We start from the raw sequence: 15,999 nt of genomic DNA, 5'->3' as shown, positions 1-15,999 counted from the left end.
GCGTTCGGTGGGCTCCGCCTCGCAGCTGGCACGCCTATCCATGGATTTCCCTTCAGATTGATTCATATCCGGTAGGTTGAATGAACTCGACTCACCGGAGGCTGAAAATCCGCTGACTGCCGGTTGTGCGTCCCGGATTGCGGTGGTGTGGTCGCAGCTATGTCGCTGAGGCCATTGACGAGGACGCACACAAGGGGGGAATGGAAACGGCTGGAAACACGCACACGGCATCGATGTGCCGTACATGCCATCCATTTCCGCGGATCGTGGGTAGGCTATCCGATTCCGATCCGATCGGCAAGTTCGGTTGCAACCGTTTATGCCTGGGATTCGCGAATTGCGTGCTGCTGGTGGGGTACTCGATCCAGAGTACTCATGGGTTATTACTGATACTAAAAGGTTGCGTTCAGGAACGTCTAAGACAGGAAGGGGACACTCGCCGCCGGGGAAAGAGCAGAGGAGATGATGAAGTGAAGGGTGTTGTTCTGGCGGCGGTGTCGTCGCTCATGTTGCTCGGCGGGCAGGCCGCTGGCGCGGGAGCCGCGCAGGCTGAGCAGCCCGGTTCGCTGGATCGGCTGGTGGGGTTCGTGGCGGATCGGCTCCAGACGGCTGACGCCGTGGCGGCGGCCAAGTGGGCGAGTGCGGTCGAAGACGGAAGCCAACCGGCGATCGACGACCCGGTGCGCGAAGCTCAGGTGTATGACTCCATGGCGCGTCTGGGTGCGGAGAAGGGCTTGCCGGCCGACTGGGTGCGGCAGGTGTTCGCCGGGCAGATCGAAGCGAACAAGATCGTGCAACGCGGACTGGTGACCGAGTGGCGGTCCGGACTGGTGTCGCCCGCATCGGCCGCGGACCTATCGGCGGTGAGGTCGGTGATCGATCGGGCCAATGTGGAGATCATCGACGAGTTGGCAAGTGAGCGAGACGAATTGGCAAAGGCTGACTGCGCCGGTCGGCTCGCGGACAGCATGCTGGTTACCGTGCGGGCGCGACACGGCGACGCCCTGCATCAGGCGGCGCTGGTGCGGGCGGTGCTGCCGCTGTGTGAGAAGTAGCCGTCGTGCCCGACTCGGACGCGGACGGGGTCTGTGCGGCCGCAAGGTGATTCACCGGAAGAGGTATCGGATCCCATGCCGGCGGTCGAGCCCTCGGGATCCACCTCGAAAACTCTTCGACGAAGCTACCGAGATACGCGGGTTGGACAGTGGTGCCGATGCGCCGGGGCGACGGAATCCCACTCGGTGACCTCACGATCCTCGTGATGTGCGGGCAGTGGCCGATGGAAAGGATCGACAGGGAGGAAGCCAACGGATCCGATTGTGAGGTGACGGTGAATGACCGATTTGGAGACAACGGTCTGCATTGCGGGGGCGGGGCCGGCGGGAATGATGCTGGGACTGTTGCTCGCCCGTGCGGGAATCGATGTGATCGTGCTGGAGAAGCACACCGACTTCAACCGGGATTTCCGCGGCGATACCGTGCATCCGTCCACCTTGGAGGTACTCGATGAACTCGGTCTCTCCGAGGAGTTCCATAGGCTGCCCCATCAGAAGGTATCGACCGTCGGGGTGGTGCAAGGGGAGAAGCGGGTCGACATCGCCGACTTCACCAAGCTGAAGTTGCGGTTCCCGTACATCGCGCTCGTTCCGCAGTGGGACTTCTTGGCCCTGCTCGCGCGCGCAGCCCAACGGCATTCCGGGTTCCGGCTGATGATGGGCGCAGAGGTAATCGGTCCGACGTGGGAGCTGAACCGGGTCAGCGGTGTGCGAGCACGGAACCGCGAGGGAGAGTTCACGGTTCGGGCCGCACTGACAGTGGCCTCGGACGGTCGCGGCTCGGCTCTGCGGCGTGAAATCGGCTTCTCCCCGCAGGATTTCGCCTGCGCGCTCGACGTCATCTTCTTCCGGCTCTCGCGCCGGCGCACCGACCCCCCGGAAGGAATCTGCGTGCGCTTGGGGCACGGCAGGGTCTTCGGTGCCACCGATCGCGGCACGTACTGGCAGATGTCCTACGAGACCGGTCGCGGCCGCTTCGAGGAGTTGCGCGCCCACGGCCTGGACGAGTTTCGCGCTGATCTGGCACGACTGGTGCCGTTCCTGGCCGATCGCGCCGCGGAGATCGGCGGCATCGAGGATCTCAGTCTGCTCGAGTGCCGTATCGACCGGCTCCGGCGCTGGCACGCCCCGGGGATCTTGTTTCTGGGAGACGCGGCGCACGCCATGTCGCCGGTTGCGGGATTCGGGATCAACCTCGCCCTGCAAGACGCCGTCGCCGCGGCCAACCTACTGTGGCGGCCGCTGTGGCGGGTGCAGAACGGCACCGCCGAGTTCGACGACCGTGTCCTGGCCCGGGTGCGGCGCCGGCGCTGGATGGCGGTGGCGCTGTCGCAGGGATTGCAGCGTCTGGTGCAGCGGTTCGGCATCGACAGTGCGCTGCGTGGCAAGGGCCGGCCACGCGCTCCGGAGATCTTCGAGCGTTCCGGCGGCTTGCAGAAGGCGATGAGCCGGGTCATCGGCGTCGGGTTCCAGCCGGAGCACGTCCTGACACCAGTGCGTCATGCCGAGTACATCGGGAAAGGAGCATCCTAGTGGTGAAGAATATTGTGATCGTGGGCGGCGGGACCGCCGGGTGGATGACGGCCTCGTATCTGAGTGCCGCGTTCGGCGATCGGATGTCCGTCACCCTGGTCGAATCCGATCGGGTGGCCACGATCGGCGTCGGTGAGGCGACGTTCAGCACCGTGCGTCATTTCTTCGAGTACCTCGGACTGGAGGAGCACGAGTGGATGCCTTCCTGCAACGCCACCTACAAGCTCGGAATCCGTTTCGAGAATTGGCGTGCGCCAGGGCATTACTTCTACCACCCGTTCGAACGGCAACGCGTGGTCGACGGATTCGGCTTGACCGACTGGTGGCTGCACAATCCACGATCGGATCGTTTCGACCAGGACTGTTTCCTCGTCGGCGCGCTGTGCGACGACGAGAAATCTCCGAGAACCCTCGATGGTTCGCTGTTCGGATGTGATGTCGGAGAGGGTGATTCCGTTCGCACGACGCTGTCGGAACAGTCCGCCCAGTTCCCCTACGCCTACCATTTCGACGCGAGTCTGCTGGCGAACTTTCTGCGCGACTACGCGGTGCGGCGGGGGGTCCGGCATGTGGTCGACGATGTCGTCGCCGTACAGCGGGACCAGCGAGGCTGGATCGATTGCGTTCGCACCCGCGACCACGGAGACCTCGTGGGCGAACTGTTCGTCGACTGCACGGGTTTCAAGAGCCTCTTGCTGCACGGCGCGCTCGAGGAACCGTTCGTCTCCTATCAGGACACGCTGCCCAACGATCGAGCGGTCGCGCTGCAGGTGCCGGCCGGCACCGGGCGGAAGGGATTGCGCCCCTACACAACCGCGACCGCGCAGGACGCGGGCTGGATCTGGACGATCCCGCTGCAGGGCAGGACCGGAACCGGCTACGTCTACGCCGAGGACTACTGCACTCCGGAGGAGGCCGAGCGCACCCTGCGGGCTTTCATCGGCCCCGGCGCGAAGGACCTGTCGGCCAATCACATTCGGATGCGCATCGGGCGCAGCCGGCGATCGTGGGTGCACAATTGCGTGGCGATCGGGCTCTCCAGCGGTTTCGTGGAACCGCTGGAATCGACCGGCATATTCTTCATTCAGCACGGCATCGAGCAACTGGTGAAACACCTCCCGGATCGTGACGACGGCGAACGATTGCGTGACTCCTACAACCGGCTGGTCAACCGGTGCATGGATGGTGTGCGCGAGTTTCTGGTCCTGCACTATCGCGGTGCCGCCCGCGCGGACAACAGCTACTGGAAGGACGCGAAGACGCGCCCGATTCCGCAGGCCCTTGCCGACCGCATCGAACAGTGGCAGGTGAAGCTCCCCGACGCCGAGTCGATCTATCCCCACTACCACGGTTTCGAGCCCTACTCCTACGTCTGCATGTTGCTCGGTCTCGGCGGCATTCCATTGCGGCCCTCGGCGGCGATCGCGCTGCTCGATCCGAATTCCGCCCAGCGCGAATTCGATTCGGTCGCAGTCCGGTCCGAGCAGTTGCGCCGGTCGCTTCCCACCCATCGCGACTACTTCGCCCGGCGGCGTTGAGCCGAAAGGATGTCGATCATCGTGGACCAGAACGCATTCGGATATCGGGGTGGTCCGGCGTGACGGCCCGGTCCGAAGTCGACGCCGAGTGTTTCCGCGCCCTGATGACCGGCTTTCCCACCGGCGTCGCCGTGCTGACCAGCCGCGACGCCGGTGGGAGGCCGCAGGGAATGACCTGTTCCTCGCTGTGCAGTGTGGCGCTGGATCCGCCGACCCTGCTGGTCTGCGTGCGCCGGGGCAGTACAACGCTGACCGCCATGCTCGGCAGCGGAGCATTCGCGGTGAACCTGCTGCATACGGCCGGTCGCCGGGCCGCGGAGCTGTTCGCCTCGTCGGCCTCGGAGAGGTTCGGGCAGGTGCCATGGCGCCAGGGCGCCGTGCAGAGCGGTCCGCATTTGATCGAGGACGCGCACACCGTCGCGGATTGCGCCGTCGGCGAGTGCCATGCGGCGGGAGATCACGTGGTGGTGTTCGGGGAGGTGCGTGCCGTGACGCGGCTGTCGGATCGTGCGCCGCTGCTGTACGGCCAGCGCCGGTACGCGGGATGGCCCGCGCCCGGCGCAGATTCTCTGTGTGAGTGAGCTATTCGCCGTTCAGCAGCCATTCGATGATGGCCCGGATCGTCGGCGCCCGCCATTGACGACGTTGCGGCGCTTCGATCTCCACGAGCCGGTGGCGGCACGTCAATGCCATGGCCGCGGTGCGGGACGATTCGAACGGCACGGTCGCCGGGCCGCTGCCGTGGAGGATCAGTGTGGGTGTCCGAATGGCTTCGAGTACTCCGCGCGGCTGGAGCCAGAACACCTCGTTGAGCATTGCGCGGCCGAGCCTGAACGACGGGGGATAGGCGACGGTGCCGGTGTCGGCCAATTCCCTTGCCGCGGTGTGGCTCAATGTGCCGTGTGACCACCGGGGGTCTTCGTCGATGAAGTGCCGCTGATAGTCGATCAGCGGATCGATCAGGGCCAGCCGGTCGAGTTCGTCACCGCGCCGTGCGGCGTAGCCTGCGGCGATACCGCCCGTCAGCCCGGTCGCGACCAGTGACAGGCTCGCCCCGGCCGCGAGGGTTCTCAGTTCCCGTAGTCCGGCGTCGATCAGATTGAGCAAGCCCGACAGGGTGATATCTTCTTGTCGCCCTTGGCTTTCGCCGTGGCCGGGCAGGTCGAATCGCAGGCTGGCGCAGCCCGCGCGACCGAGTTCCTCCGCCAGGCGCGCATAGAACCCGAACTGTTCGCGGTCGGTGCCCTCTCCGTGCATCAGGAGCATGGCGTGCGCGGGTGCGTCCTGCGGGACGACCGCGGTACCCGCGAGCAGTAGTCCGTCGAGTGACCGCAGTGTGCTCCCGGTCTCGATCCAAGCGGGGACTTTCGACGTCGTCGGCCGTGCCATATCGTCTTCTCCTCACATGATGCATTTGTCGGAGCCAAAATTCGATGACCAGTCTTGCGGTGCTCGTGTGCTGTTCGCTGCCCGTATGGCGAACCCCGTCCATTCACGCGGGTTGTCTTGTGGAACAGCGGTATCGCAGCAGCTCGAACGCGGTGAATACCGCACGTGCCGCCGTCGTGCGAGTGATGTGCCGGATATTCGCCTGAATCGACGATGGGAGGTGATCCGCCACCATGATTCGAGGAGTCGACGCAGATGACTGTGACATCGGGAGAATTCCACGGCGATACCGCGACCTTGCGCCCCAAGCACGTCACGATTATCGGAGCGGGTATCGCCGGACTTACCGCGGCATACGAACTTGAGCAGCGCGGACATCGAGTCGACCTCCTGGAGGCGCGGCCTACCGTGGGCGGCCGGCTGCACACGCACAGTTTCACCCGGGAAAGGAACGGCCCGATCGCGGAATTGGGCGCCATGCGTATTCCGGCCGCCCATCAGCGGACGATGCAGCTGATCGATCGACTCGGTCTGGCCGATCGGGTTCGGCAATTCCGGACGCTGTTCTCCGACGACGCCAGTTTCGTGGCGACTCCGCACGGGCACCGGCGAGTGCGTGAAGCCACGCCGGTGCTGGTGTCGAAATTTCTCGGCGAAACTCCTGCCGCACAGGACTATCGGGAAGAGACGGTGCTGTGCGCGGCCTGGCTCGCCGCCAGCGCCTGGGCGATCGCCCCTACCCGGTTCTCCCGCGGTCTGACCACCGAACTCAATGTCGAACTGCTCGATCTGCTGGATCGAATCGACGTGCGGCCGTACCTGATCCGCCGTGGCGGCACCGAGCGAATCGACCTGAATCGGTTCTTCGCACACCACCGGAATTTCGGGATGGGCAGCCGGCTACAGCATTTCTTCGACGATGTCATTACCGAGACCTCGTCGGCGCTGTTTCGGCTGGACGGTGGTATCGATCAGATCGCCGTGCACCTGGCCGCGGAGTTGCGTGAACCCGTACACCACGGCAGCCGGGTGACGGGCCTGCACGTGGCGGCCGACGGGGTGCGGGTGGAACTGCACGACGGATCGTCGGCGGTGAGCCGCCGGAGCGACTATGTGCTGTGCACCCTCCCGTTCTCGGCGCTGCGGCGAATGCGCCTGTCCGGCTTGGACTCCGCGAAGCGGGAGGTGATCAACGACATGCAGTACTGGGCCGCGACCAAGATCGCGGTGCATTGCCGCGAGCCGTTCTGGGAGAACGAGGGCATCAGCGGCGGCGGTTCGTTCACCGGCGGCTTGGTGCGGCAGACGTACTACCCGCCGGTGGAGAGCGATCCCCGGCTGGGCGCGGCGCTGCTCGCCAGCTACACGATCGGAGCAGATGCCGACCGGCTCGCCCGGATCCCGGCACAGCAGCGAATCCAGGCCGTGCTCGACGAACTGCGCACCATCCATCCGGAACTCGCCGAGCCGGACATGGTGCGCGACGCGGTGATGCATGCGTGGGGCGAGGACCCGCTGAGCATGGGCGCCGCCTCGGTGCGCTGGGGCAAGGACGCCGCCACCGCCGAGGAGGAGCGGGCCCTCGCGGCGGCGCCGCAGGGCCGCTTGTTCTTCGCGGGAGAACACTGCTCATCGGCCCCGGCGTGGATCGAAGGCGCGATCGAATCGGGGGTGGCCGCCGCTCGGGAGATCGATGCCTGGACACCGGCCGTCGGCGCCGTCTCGCCGTGCTACGTCCCCGGCGGTGCGACATGCCGGTGACGGCGGAGCAGACGGTCGATGTGCTCATCGTCGGCGGTGGGCCCACGGGGATGGCGATGGCGCTGGAATTGCGTTCCCGCGGAGTCGATTTCCTGATAGCGGAATCCGGCGACGGCAGCATCGGGCATCCGAAGGTCAGCGGGATCGGTCCCCGGTCGATGGAGTTCTTCCGCCGCTGGGGCATCGCGGACCGGGTCCGGCAGGCGGGCTGGCCCGGCGATCATCCGCTCGATTGCGCCTGGGTCACCCGAATCGGCGGGCACGAACTGTTCCGTGTGCACCGCCACACCATGGACACTCGGCCCGATTACCTGCACACCCCGGAGCCGGATGCGATCTGCCCGCAGCATTGGCTCGCTCCGTTGCTGCGTGCGGAGTTGGCCAGAACGTCGGGCGGCGCGCTGCGGATGCGCACCCTGATGGCGGATTTCGACCAGGACGACGAGTGCGTCCGGGCCCGCCTGGTGGATCTCGAGTCCGACCGGCGGTGGACGGTTCGGGCCCGCTATCTGATCGCCTGCGATGGCGCGTCATCCGCCATCCGCCGCGCCTGCGGGATTGCCGCGCCGCCGCTGCATGCGACACAGACCTTCCGGAACATCCTCTTCCGCGCCCCGGATCTGCGTGCGCGACTCGGCCGACGCGCCGCCGGTTTCTATTACCTGATGCTGTCGGACGCGCTGCGCTTCCCGGTGCGTGCGCTGGACGGCCGGGAGCTCTACCGGCTGACCGTCGGAGTGCACGGTGATCCGGAGGCCGAGGCCGAGCCGGATGCCCTGGTGCGCAATGCGATCGCGTTCGATACGCCGGTGGAGGTGCTCTCGGACAACGAATGGCATCTGGTGCACCGGGTCGCTGAGCGCTTCCGCCACGAACGAGTGTTTCTGGTCGGCGATGCGGCGCACACCCTGTCGCCCTCGGGGGGATTCGGCATGAACACCGGCATCTGCGGTGCCGCGGATCTCGGTTGGAAGCTGTCCGCCACGCTGGCGGGCTGGGCCGGAGCCCACCTGCTCGACAGCTACACCGTCGAACGCCGGCCGGTCGCGCTCGAGGGAATCGAGGAAGCCAACCGGAATCTGGAGCGTGCGATGCGGCGCCGGATACCCGCAGGGCTGGACGAGGATTCGCCCCACGGTGTGCGAATGCGCGCCCGTCTGGGCGAGGCGCTGGCCGGTGGTGGGGTGGCCCGGGAATTCGACGCGCCGGAGATTCATCTCGGATTCGGTTATCCGGATTCGCCCCTGGTGGTGCCGGATCCCGAGCACTACCCCGGGGACGTCGCGGACCGGCGTCCCAATACGCGTCCCGGTTCACGTGCGCCGCACGCCTGGCTGGAACCGGGACGTTCGACCCTGGACCTGTTCGGGTCCGGGTTCGTTCTGCTGTGTTTCACAGCCGCCGACGGGGTCGCCGCCATGGCAACGACATTCGCGGACAAGGGGATCCCGTTCTCCTCGATCGTCCTCGACCGCCCGGACATCGCCGAGGTATACGAGCGGCGATTCGTGCTCGTCCGGCCGGACGGCCATGTCGCCTGGCGTGGAAACGAACTGCCCGCCGACCCGGAATCCCTCGCCGACCGCGTGCGCGGCGCCAACCTGAATTGAGCAGGCGATGACCGACGACATGACCTTGCCGCCCTTCACCCTGACCGACTGGGAGGCAGCCGATATCGAGAACCCGTACCCGGTGTACCGGCGCTACCGCGAGGTGGCGCCGGTGCACTTCGGCGCCGACCGGAGCTACTACCTGCTCGGTCACGACGCCGTGGCGGCGGTGCTGTCCGACCGGACATTCGGTCGTCGCGCTCCCGACAGTGGGTCGGCCGCGCCCATGGTTTCCGGGCGGCATTCCGCGCTGCGGACGATGGTGGAGAACTGGCTGGTGTTCCTCGACCCACCCCGGCACACTCGGCTGCGCTCGGTGATCAGCCGGGAATTCTCCCCGCCGCTGGTGGCCGGTCTGCGCGACCGGATCGCCGAGATCGCCGCGAGCCTGCTGGCCGACTGTGCCGGGAAGGCGGAATTCGATCTGGTGCAGGCTTTCTCGGCCCCACTGCCGATCCTGGTCATCTCCGAACTGCTCGGGGTGCCGGCGGCGGACTGGGAATGGCTGCGGAATCGGGCCGTGGCGGTCCAGGAAGCGAGCAGTGTTCGTGCCGCCGCGCGGGGAGCCGACGCCTTCCGGATTGCCGATGCCGCCGCGGGGGAACTCGCCGGCTATTTCCTGAGTCTGGCCGCCGAACGCCGGCGGACTCCCGGCGCGGATCTGGTCTCGCTGCTCGTCGGCGCGTCACTGCACGGGACCGCGCTCAGCGCCGAAGAAATCGCCTCGACCTGTGCGCATTTGATGATGGCCGGTCATGAGACGACCACCAATGTGCTCGGCAAGTCGGTGCTGGCGCTGGCCGCGCATCCGGATGCGCTCGCGGCGGTGCGCGCGGGCGGCGGTCTGTCGTCCGCCGCTGTCGAGGAATTGGTCCGGTTCGACGGGCCCGTGCAAGCGGTGACCCGCTGGGCGTACGCGGACGCGCGTGTCGGTGGGGTCGATATTCCGCGCGGCGCCAAGGTGGTGGCGGTGCTCGGCGCGGCCAACCGGGATCCGGCCCACTTCCCCGACCCGGACGTCCTGTTGCTCGATCGCCGGGCGGGCCGCAATGTGGGATTCGGGCTCGGCATCCACTACTGCCTCGGTGCCGCGCTGGCGCGCGCGGAGCTCGAGATCGGTCTCGGCCTGCTGCTGCGCGCACTGGGGGAATTCACCGTCACCAGCGTGGAATTCCCGAACGACATGGTATTTCACGGCCCTTCCGCACTGTGGTTGCGGCGGCGGTTGGAGTAGGAGCGGCCGCCTGCCATCGGCTATCGGGGGCAGGCTCGGTCGGTTTCCCGCGGCTGTGTGGTGCGCAGCAGGACGCGATCCAGATGCGACAGCACGGATTCGATCGTGGTCTTGTCGAACGGGTCTGCGAGGGCGGCGATATGGCCGTCGGGGCGCACCAGCACGAGCTTGGGGCCGTTCACTCCGTAGGCCCGGTACGCCGCGGTCTCCCGGTCCGGCACCGTATGCGTGGTGACAGCCGAGCCGTAGCGGTCGGCGAAGGTCGCGAGCAACTCCGGTACGCCCGCGCCGTCGCCGGTCCCGAACAGCAGCGCGTGATAGCCCGGGGCATGCGTCAGATCGAGCACGCTGCGCGCGCCGCCGGGTGTCTCGGAGATCGCCGCGTAGGGCGCGCGGTCGCCGGGGCGCGGACCGTGCCCCGGGAAGCCCCCGCGATCGACGGCGGCACTGTCGCGGTAGGAGATCCACAACTGTGAGAACAGGTGGAAGAACAGCCGCCGCACCGGGGCCAGCCGACTCACCACGCCGATGATCTTGGTGGCCACGTGCGCGCGCATCCACAGCGCGACGGGACTGGTGCCGGTCTCGAGCTTGAATCCCAGGTCGGTCCGTTTCAATACCGTCTCGGCGATGGGGCGGCGTTCGGTGCTGTAGGTGTCGAGCAGCGAGTCCGGTGCCTGCCCGCCGATCACCTGTGCCAGCTTCCAGGCCAGGTTCATCGCGTCACCCACGGCGAGATTGAGTCCTTGCCCACCGGCCGGATTGTGAATGTGGGCGGCGTCGCCGACCAGGAAGCAATGCCCGGTGCGGAAGCGGTCCGCGATCCGGCTGTGGAAGCGGAACATGGCCGCCCACACGACATCCCGCAACCGGGCGTCGACGCGGAAATAGTTGTCGAACCAGCGCTGCAGCACATCGTGGTCGAGCGCGTCGTAGGAATCGTGGGACGGCGCGGTGTCTGTATCCGGTGCGGAATGCAACTCCGGTGGCACGACGCCGAACAGGCGATACCGTCCGCCGGCGAGCGGGAGCAGCCCGACGAACCCGCCACGGGTCAGATTCAGCCGCATGCCGTGCCGGCCGAGATCCACATCCATGGTGACGTCGGCGAGAAGTCCACTCTGCGTGTAGGTTTCACCGTCGAAATCCAGACCGAGCAGATGCCGCACGGTGCTGCTCGCGCCGTCGGCGCCGATCACCCAGCCGGCCGTCAGCACGTCCGGACCTTGCTCTCGTTGTATCCGCACGCGGACTCCGTCCACGGTGTCGGTGAGATCGCGCACCTCCGAGCGTCGTTCGACCCGCACGTCGTGCTCGGCGAGCGCGGCCGTGAGCACGCGCTCGGTCTCGGACTGCGCCAGGGACAGCGCGTAGGGGAACTTCGTCCAGGCGCTGGTCCCCCTGCCGGCCAACGGCATTCGACCCACCGGCCGGCCGTTCTCGTGAATCGCCACGTGCGTGACGGGCAGCCCGGCCGCGACCGCGCGCTCGGCCACGCCGAGGCGGTCGAAGTACTCGAGGGTCCTGGCATGCACGATGGACGCGCGCGAGTTCTCGACCGGGCCGTCGTTGCGGTCGAGCACTCTGACCCGCACCCCGTGCTGTGCGAGCAGCAAGGCCGCGCACAGGCCGGAGGGGCCCGCGCCCACGACGAGAACATCGCAATCCTGGTTCGTGTTCATGGTTCTCTCATCCGATCGAACCCGTTGCCGGGCTGTGTTTTTCCCTGATGAGACGAGTATACCGACGCGTAACCGCGCCCCACATCCTGCATCGGAGGCCCGGCACCCCGCGTGTTCGCGTAGGTTCTGGCGGCGCGGGACCGACAGCGCGGCCGACGCCCGGAAGCGGACGTACGTTCGCGGTATGACCGCTGATTCCCCCGCCTCGCCGCCCGCGCCGATCCCGTACTTCGACGATCTCGCCGAACTGTACGAACGCTTCACACTGGTGCGGGACGCGGCCACGAGCCCGATTCGCTCCTGGCTCCTGGAACAGCTCCCACCCGGCAAGCGCGCTCTCGACGCCGGCTGCGGCAGCGGCAACAACTGCGTCATGCTCACCGAGCACTATGACGACGTGGTCGGCGTGGATATCGCCCAGCGGATGCTCGATCTGGCCGCCGCGAAATCCGGGCGTGTGCCGGTGCGTTACGAATGCCGGAGCGCATTGGACCTCTCGCCCGCCACGGACGGCCGGTTCGATCTGGTGATGTCGGTGAACGCGGTGTTCCACATGGGCGCAGCCGACGTGGTGCTGTCGAGGCTGCGCGAACTCGTGGCTCCCGGTGGGCGGTTGGTGATCGTCGATGTCACCCGCCCCGACGACGAGGAAGCGGGAGTGCCGGACACGTATGCGTTCGACACCGCCCGCATCGTCTACGAGGTCTCCGGCGACGCCGATGCCGCCGCCGACTCCCTGCGCATGATGCTGCACCCGCGGTGGCTCGAGATGAGCTCGGCTCTCCTGCCGCTGACCGAGGAGCAGTTCGCCCGCGAGTACCGCGCCGCGCTGCCCGGGGCGCGCATCATCCCGAATCTGATTCCCACGCTGAGTGCGGCGGTCTGGGACGCCGCCTGAGGGCGAGACCGGCACCGGAGAAGGACCGAGAGGACGAGCGATGAGTGTGCTGAACGTGCCGAGAGTGCATTTCGCCGGGGTCGCGGTGACGCGGCTGCCGACCGGGCCGCGGTCCGGTCTGCTCGACATGGCCGAGAACCGTCCCCTGATCGGCACCGGTCATTTCCCGCTCGATCGGCCCGCCGCCGATTACGCGGAATTCCTGGAAGCCGCGGGTGGACGATTCGACGCGTCCGGTGCCGCGACTCCGGACGGCCCGTTCCACACCGTGAAGGGCTGGAACTTCGGTGGCAACGGCCATTTCTGGATCGACGCGAAAGTCGTTTCCTGCGAGCGGATTTCCGGGATCGTCGATACCGCCGACCCGCTGGTCGGCCGGCAGGTCGACTTCTGGGGGCATTACTGCGAATACACCGCCGGCTCGGCCAACCGCGCCCGGATCTACGACGTGGACCCGGCGTCGAACTGGACGACGACGGTGATGGTCGGTCAGCTCGCGCTCGGCAGGCTCGGACGCTCCCATGAGGTCGGCTATCTGGTCACCGGTGAGGTGAACGGGTGCTGTCCGCCGCGCTGGCAGAACCGCGCCCATCTCCGCGACGTCGGGGACCACCCGCTCGCTTCGTGGTTGTCCCGCTCGGTGGTCTACCAGTTCGCGATCGGCGCAACCGAAGGGCTGCGATGGCTCGACCGTGCCGACGTCTCCCCGGCGCTGAACGCGCTACGGACACTGATCGACTCCGGTGGCGCCGACGGGATCACGGTCCAGTTCGCCCTGACCGACATGGCGATGCCGGCGGCGGCCGATCAACCGGACCGCTGGGCGCTGCGTGGAACGATCGGTCCTTGGCGGGCAACCGAATTGCGAACCTATCCTGCCGGTCGGCTGCTGACCGCGCAGTCGATTCGCGCCGCCGGCGCGGACGCGCGGCCGCACGTGGCGAGTGTGCGCGTGGCCGAGAACACGGTCGTCGCCAATTTGATCACCGCGATCCCGGCCCGGCACCGGGCCGAGTCCTCCGGTGCCGGCGCGGCTCCGCGGCCCGGTCCGTTCGTCGATCTCGGTGACCTCGAATTACGAACGGAGAGTGGTGATCTCGTTGCCGTGTTCCCGCGCGATTCCTACCTCGGCGAGCGATATCACCTGACTTCGGGAGTGCTCACGGTGCCGCGGCTCGATGGCGGGCACGGAAACCCGGACTCGCCGCTGTGCCTCACGGCGTCGGGCCGAGTACTGCTGGAGGAGACCGAAACGGTCGTACAGTCCGATGACGCCTGTCTGTTCCTCGAACATCCCAACCACCGTACCGGTGAGGATTTCGCCGTCGGCATCTCGCTGCGCTCCTATGTCCGAGGTGAGCCCGTGGCCGTCGAATCCATTCGGCTCCTCCAGTACTTCAACCCGCGTGCGCTGCCGCTCGATGCGACGGCCCAGGCGCCGGCCGCCCGGCCCGGCGATATCGCGATCGCGGGACTGCGCGGGCCCGGTTCCGCCGAGTACACCTCGGAGCTGACGATCGGAACCGGCCGCGACGGCCGCGCACGCGTGACGGTGCGCGGACTGCGTGCCGGAACCACCCGAATCCTGTTGCTGCCGGCGGGCGCCGCATCGCCAGCCCCGGAGAACGCCACGGCCGCATACGACAACGACGACGAACTCGGCTATTGGCCTGCGGCGGGCAGTATTTCGGTGCGGGTGCTGCCCGACTACTGGTATCTGGACGAACTGGCGGACGACGAGGTCGACTTCAAGGTGCTGTACCGCGACGTCCTCGCCTACTACGCGCTGCTGTATTCGTTCATGCATTCCGAGGTGTTCAGCCTGGCCGACGAGTTCAAGGTCGAGCCCTACGCGCGACTGATATGGCACGTCTGCGACCCGGCGCACCGCGATCGGACCTACTTCATGCCATCCACCCGCGACATCGGCGCACCCCAGTTACGGCTGCTGCTGCGCTATTTCCTGTCGAAGGAAGCACGGCGGCAGACACCGCCCGGGCAGGTGCCGGGCCGGTGCACGACGGGCACGATCACCACTCGCGAGCAGCTGTGCACGGCCCTGGACCAGGCGCTGTCGGTCGAGCTGGCCGTGATGATCCAGTATCTGTACGCCGCCTACTCGATACCGACCCATGACGCCGCGGAACGGTATGTGGCAGAGGGTGTCTGGAGTGCCGAACAGCTACGGCTGGCGTGCGGCGCGGGCCCCCGAACATTGGACAACGGATTCCGCGGTGCGCTGATGACCGTGGCCAGGGAGGAGATGATGCACTTCCTGGCGATCAACAACATCCGGATGGCGATCGGTCTGCCGTTCCGGGTGCCCGCGATCGACTTCGGCCGCCCGGGTCCGCAGCTGTGCCTGCCGCTGGAATTCTCCCTGGCTCCGTTCGGACTCGACGCGGCACAACGCTTCGCCGAACTGGAACGACCCCACGACCTGGTGCCCGGGATCGCCGGTGACACGTCGACGCCTCCCGATCCATACCGGTACGGCTCGCTGAGCGAGCTGTATGCCGCGATCCGGGACGGAATACAGCGGGTGCCCGGAGTTGTGATCGCCGAGCGTGGGCAGGGAGGCGGCGGGCACCACCTGTTCGTGCGGGAGTCGATCAACGCCGTCCACCCCGACTATCAGCTGGAAGTCGACGATGTCGCCAGCGCCGTGTTCGCCATCGATTTCGTGACCGAGCACGGTGAAGGCGGAAAGATCGCCTCCACCATGCCCGCCGAGGAGTCCCACTTCGACACCTTCGTGCGGGTGGCGGACCTCCTGGCCGGTGAGCGCACGAACAATCGGCGGCCGGACCGGGTTCCGTGGAATCCGGCCTATCCGGTCCTGCGCAACCCGACACTGGATGCCGCGCACCCGGCCCGGGACCTGGTGTCCCACCTGCCCGCGCGGCAGGCCATGCGGGTGTTCAATCGGTCGTACCAGCTGATGGCGCAGCTCATGGTGCAGCACTTCGGATCCAGCCCGACCGGGAATCTGCGGCGCTCACGCCTGATGAACTGGGCGCTGGACATCATGGTCGCGGTGCTGCGCCCGGTCGGCGAGTTGATCGTCGGCCTCCCCTCCGGGCGGCCCGGCCGCACGGCGGGGCCATCGTTCGAACTCGATCACGAGCCGCTGTACATCGCGCGCACCGGAATCGCCATGGAGCGCCTGGCTCGAGAAGCCTGTGAGACAGCGGAATTGGCCCGCCGATGCGACGGACTGACCGCGGCCGTGCCCGATCTGCTGGAGTTCCTCGCCACACAGTTCCGAGCCTACGGCGCCGGCGAACTCTGACTCACCA

The 15,999-nt window shown here is 67.2% G+C and carries 11 protein-coding genes; 9 read left to right on the top strand and 2 right to left on the bottom strand.

Going from position 1 to position 15,999, the window contains the following annotated elements; genetic code table 11:
* The first annotated feature begins 341 nt into the window (after positions 1–341).
* From aroQ to NS2_RS10185, 4 genes are all read left to right on the top strand, one after another.
* Entirely contained in the window at positions 342–1,055 is a 714-nt protein-coding gene (gene aroQ, locus NS2_RS10200; protein WP_158543953.1) for a gamma subclass chorismate mutase AroQ, read from the top strand.
* 279 nt (positions 1,056–1,334) lie between these two features.
* Complete coding sequence (locus NS2_RS10195; protein ID WP_033087213.1) at positions 1,335–2,588, top strand: FAD-dependent oxidoreductase; 1,254 nt, start codon at positions 1,335–1,337, stop codon at positions 2,586–2,588.
* The gene (locus NS2_RS10190) at positions 2,588–4,126 is read left to right on the top strand and encodes a tryptophan halogenase family protein (RefSeq protein ID WP_071811660.1); all 1,539 of its coding nucleotides are present in this window, start codon (positions 2,588–2,590) and stop codon (positions 4,124–4,126) included. The genes NS2_RS10195 and NS2_RS10190 overlap by 1 nt, the downstream gene beginning before the upstream one ends.
* A gap of 59 nt (positions 4,127–4,185) precedes the next feature.
* Entirely contained in the window at positions 4,186–4,707 is a 522-nt protein-coding gene (locus NS2_RS10185; protein WP_197707887.1) for a flavin reductase family protein, read from the top strand.
* Position 4,708: 1 nt separating this feature from the next.
* Here NS2_RS10185 and NS2_RS10180 read toward each other — a convergent pair whose 3' ends face one another.
* On the bottom strand, positions 4,709–5,515 hold the full coding sequence (locus NS2_RS10180; protein WP_045436948.1) for an alpha/beta hydrolase: 807 nt from the start codon (positions 5,513–5,515) through the stop codon (positions 4,709–4,711).
* A 255-nt stretch (positions 5,516–5,770) separates the two neighbouring features.
* Between NS2_RS10180 and NS2_RS10175 the strand changes: the two genes are divergently transcribed.
* From NS2_RS10175 to NS2_RS10165, 3 genes are read left to right on the top strand one after another with little or no spacing between them, the layout of a single operon-like run.
* On the top strand, positions 5,771–7,276 hold the full coding sequence (locus NS2_RS10175) for a flavin monoamine oxidase family protein (RefSeq protein WP_071811661.1): 1,506 nt from the start codon (positions 5,771–5,773) through the stop codon (positions 7,274–7,276).
* Positions 7,267–8,886: an FAD-dependent monooxygenase gene (locus tag NS2_RS10170; protein WP_147207137.1), complete on the top strand. Its 1,620-nt coding sequence runs from the start codon at positions 7,267–7,269 to the stop codon at positions 8,884–8,886. The genes NS2_RS10175 and NS2_RS10170 overlap by 10 nt, the downstream gene beginning before the upstream one ends.
* Before the next feature lie 7 nt (positions 8,887–8,893).
* Entirely contained in the window at positions 8,894–10,120 is a 1,227-nt protein-coding gene (locus NS2_RS10165) for a cytochrome P450 (protein ID WP_033087211.1), read from the top strand.
* A gap of 20 nt (positions 10,121–10,140) precedes the next feature.
* Here the strand turns inward: NS2_RS10165 and NS2_RS10160 are convergent, their stop codons facing one another.
* Positions 10,141–11,802: an FAD-dependent oxidoreductase gene (locus NS2_RS10160; protein WP_033087210.1), complete on the bottom strand. Its 1,662-nt coding sequence runs from the start codon at positions 11,800–11,802 to the stop codon at positions 10,141–10,143.
* Positions 11,803–11,986: 184 nt separating this feature from the next.
* On the opposite strand from NS2_RS10160, the gene NS2_RS10155 reads away from it, so the two are divergent.
* Both NS2_RS10155 and NS2_RS10150 read left to right on the top strand, forming a co-directional pair.
* The gene (locus NS2_RS10155) at positions 11,987–12,700 is read left to right on the top strand and encodes a class I SAM-dependent methyltransferase (protein WP_052086244.1); all 714 of its coding nucleotides are present in this window, start codon (positions 11,987–11,989) and stop codon (positions 12,698–12,700) included.
* Positions 12,701–12,740: 40 nt separating this feature from the next.
* Positions 12,741–15,992, top strand: coding sequence for a ferritin-like domain-containing protein (locus NS2_RS10150; protein ID WP_033087209.1), 3,252 nt, complete (start codon positions 12,741–12,743; stop codon positions 15,990–15,992).
* The last annotated feature ends 7 nt before the right edge of the window (positions 15,993–15,999 follow it).

The organism is Nocardia seriolae NBRC 15557 (assembly GCF_007990715.1).
Taxonomy (GTDB): Bacteria; Actinomycetota; Actinomycetes; order Mycobacteriales; family Mycobacteriaceae; genus Nocardia; species Nocardia seriolae.
Note: the sequence above shows the minus strand (reverse complement) of the source record. Positions and strands in the feature narration are given on the sequence as shown.

Bases quoted from the DNA above. Each gene is read 5' to 3' on its own strand.
- NS2_RS10195 (WP_033087213.1), top strand. From the start codon at position 1,335: ATGACCGATTTGGAGACAACGGTCTGCATTGCGGGGGCGGGGCCGGCG.
- NS2_RS10170 (WP_147207137.1), top strand. From the start codon at position 7,267: ATGCCGGTGACGGCGGAGCAGACGGTCGATGTGCTCATCGTCGGCGGT.
- NS2_RS10180 (WP_045436948.1), bottom strand. From the start codon at position 5,515: ATGGCACGGCCGACGACGTCGAAAGTCCCCGCTTGGATCGAGACCGGG.
- NS2_RS10150 (WP_033087209.1), top strand. From the start codon at position 12,741: ATGAGTGTGCTGAACGTGCCGAGAGTGCATTTCGCCGGGGTCGCGGTG.
- NS2_RS10160 (WP_033087210.1), bottom strand. From the start codon at position 11,802: ATGAACACGAACCAGGATTGCGATGTTCTCGTCGTGGGCGCGGGCCCC.
- NS2_RS10175 (WP_071811661.1), top strand. From the start codon at position 5,771: ATGACTGTGACATCGGGAGAATTCCACGGCGATACCGCGACCTTGCGC.
- NS2_RS10155 (WP_052086244.1), top strand. From the start codon at position 11,987: ATGACCGCTGATTCCCCCGCCTCGCCGCCCGCGCCGATCCCGTACTTC.
- NS2_RS10165 (WP_033087211.1), top strand. From the start codon at position 8,894: ATGACCGACGACATGACCTTGCCGCCCTTCACCCTGACCGACTGGGAG.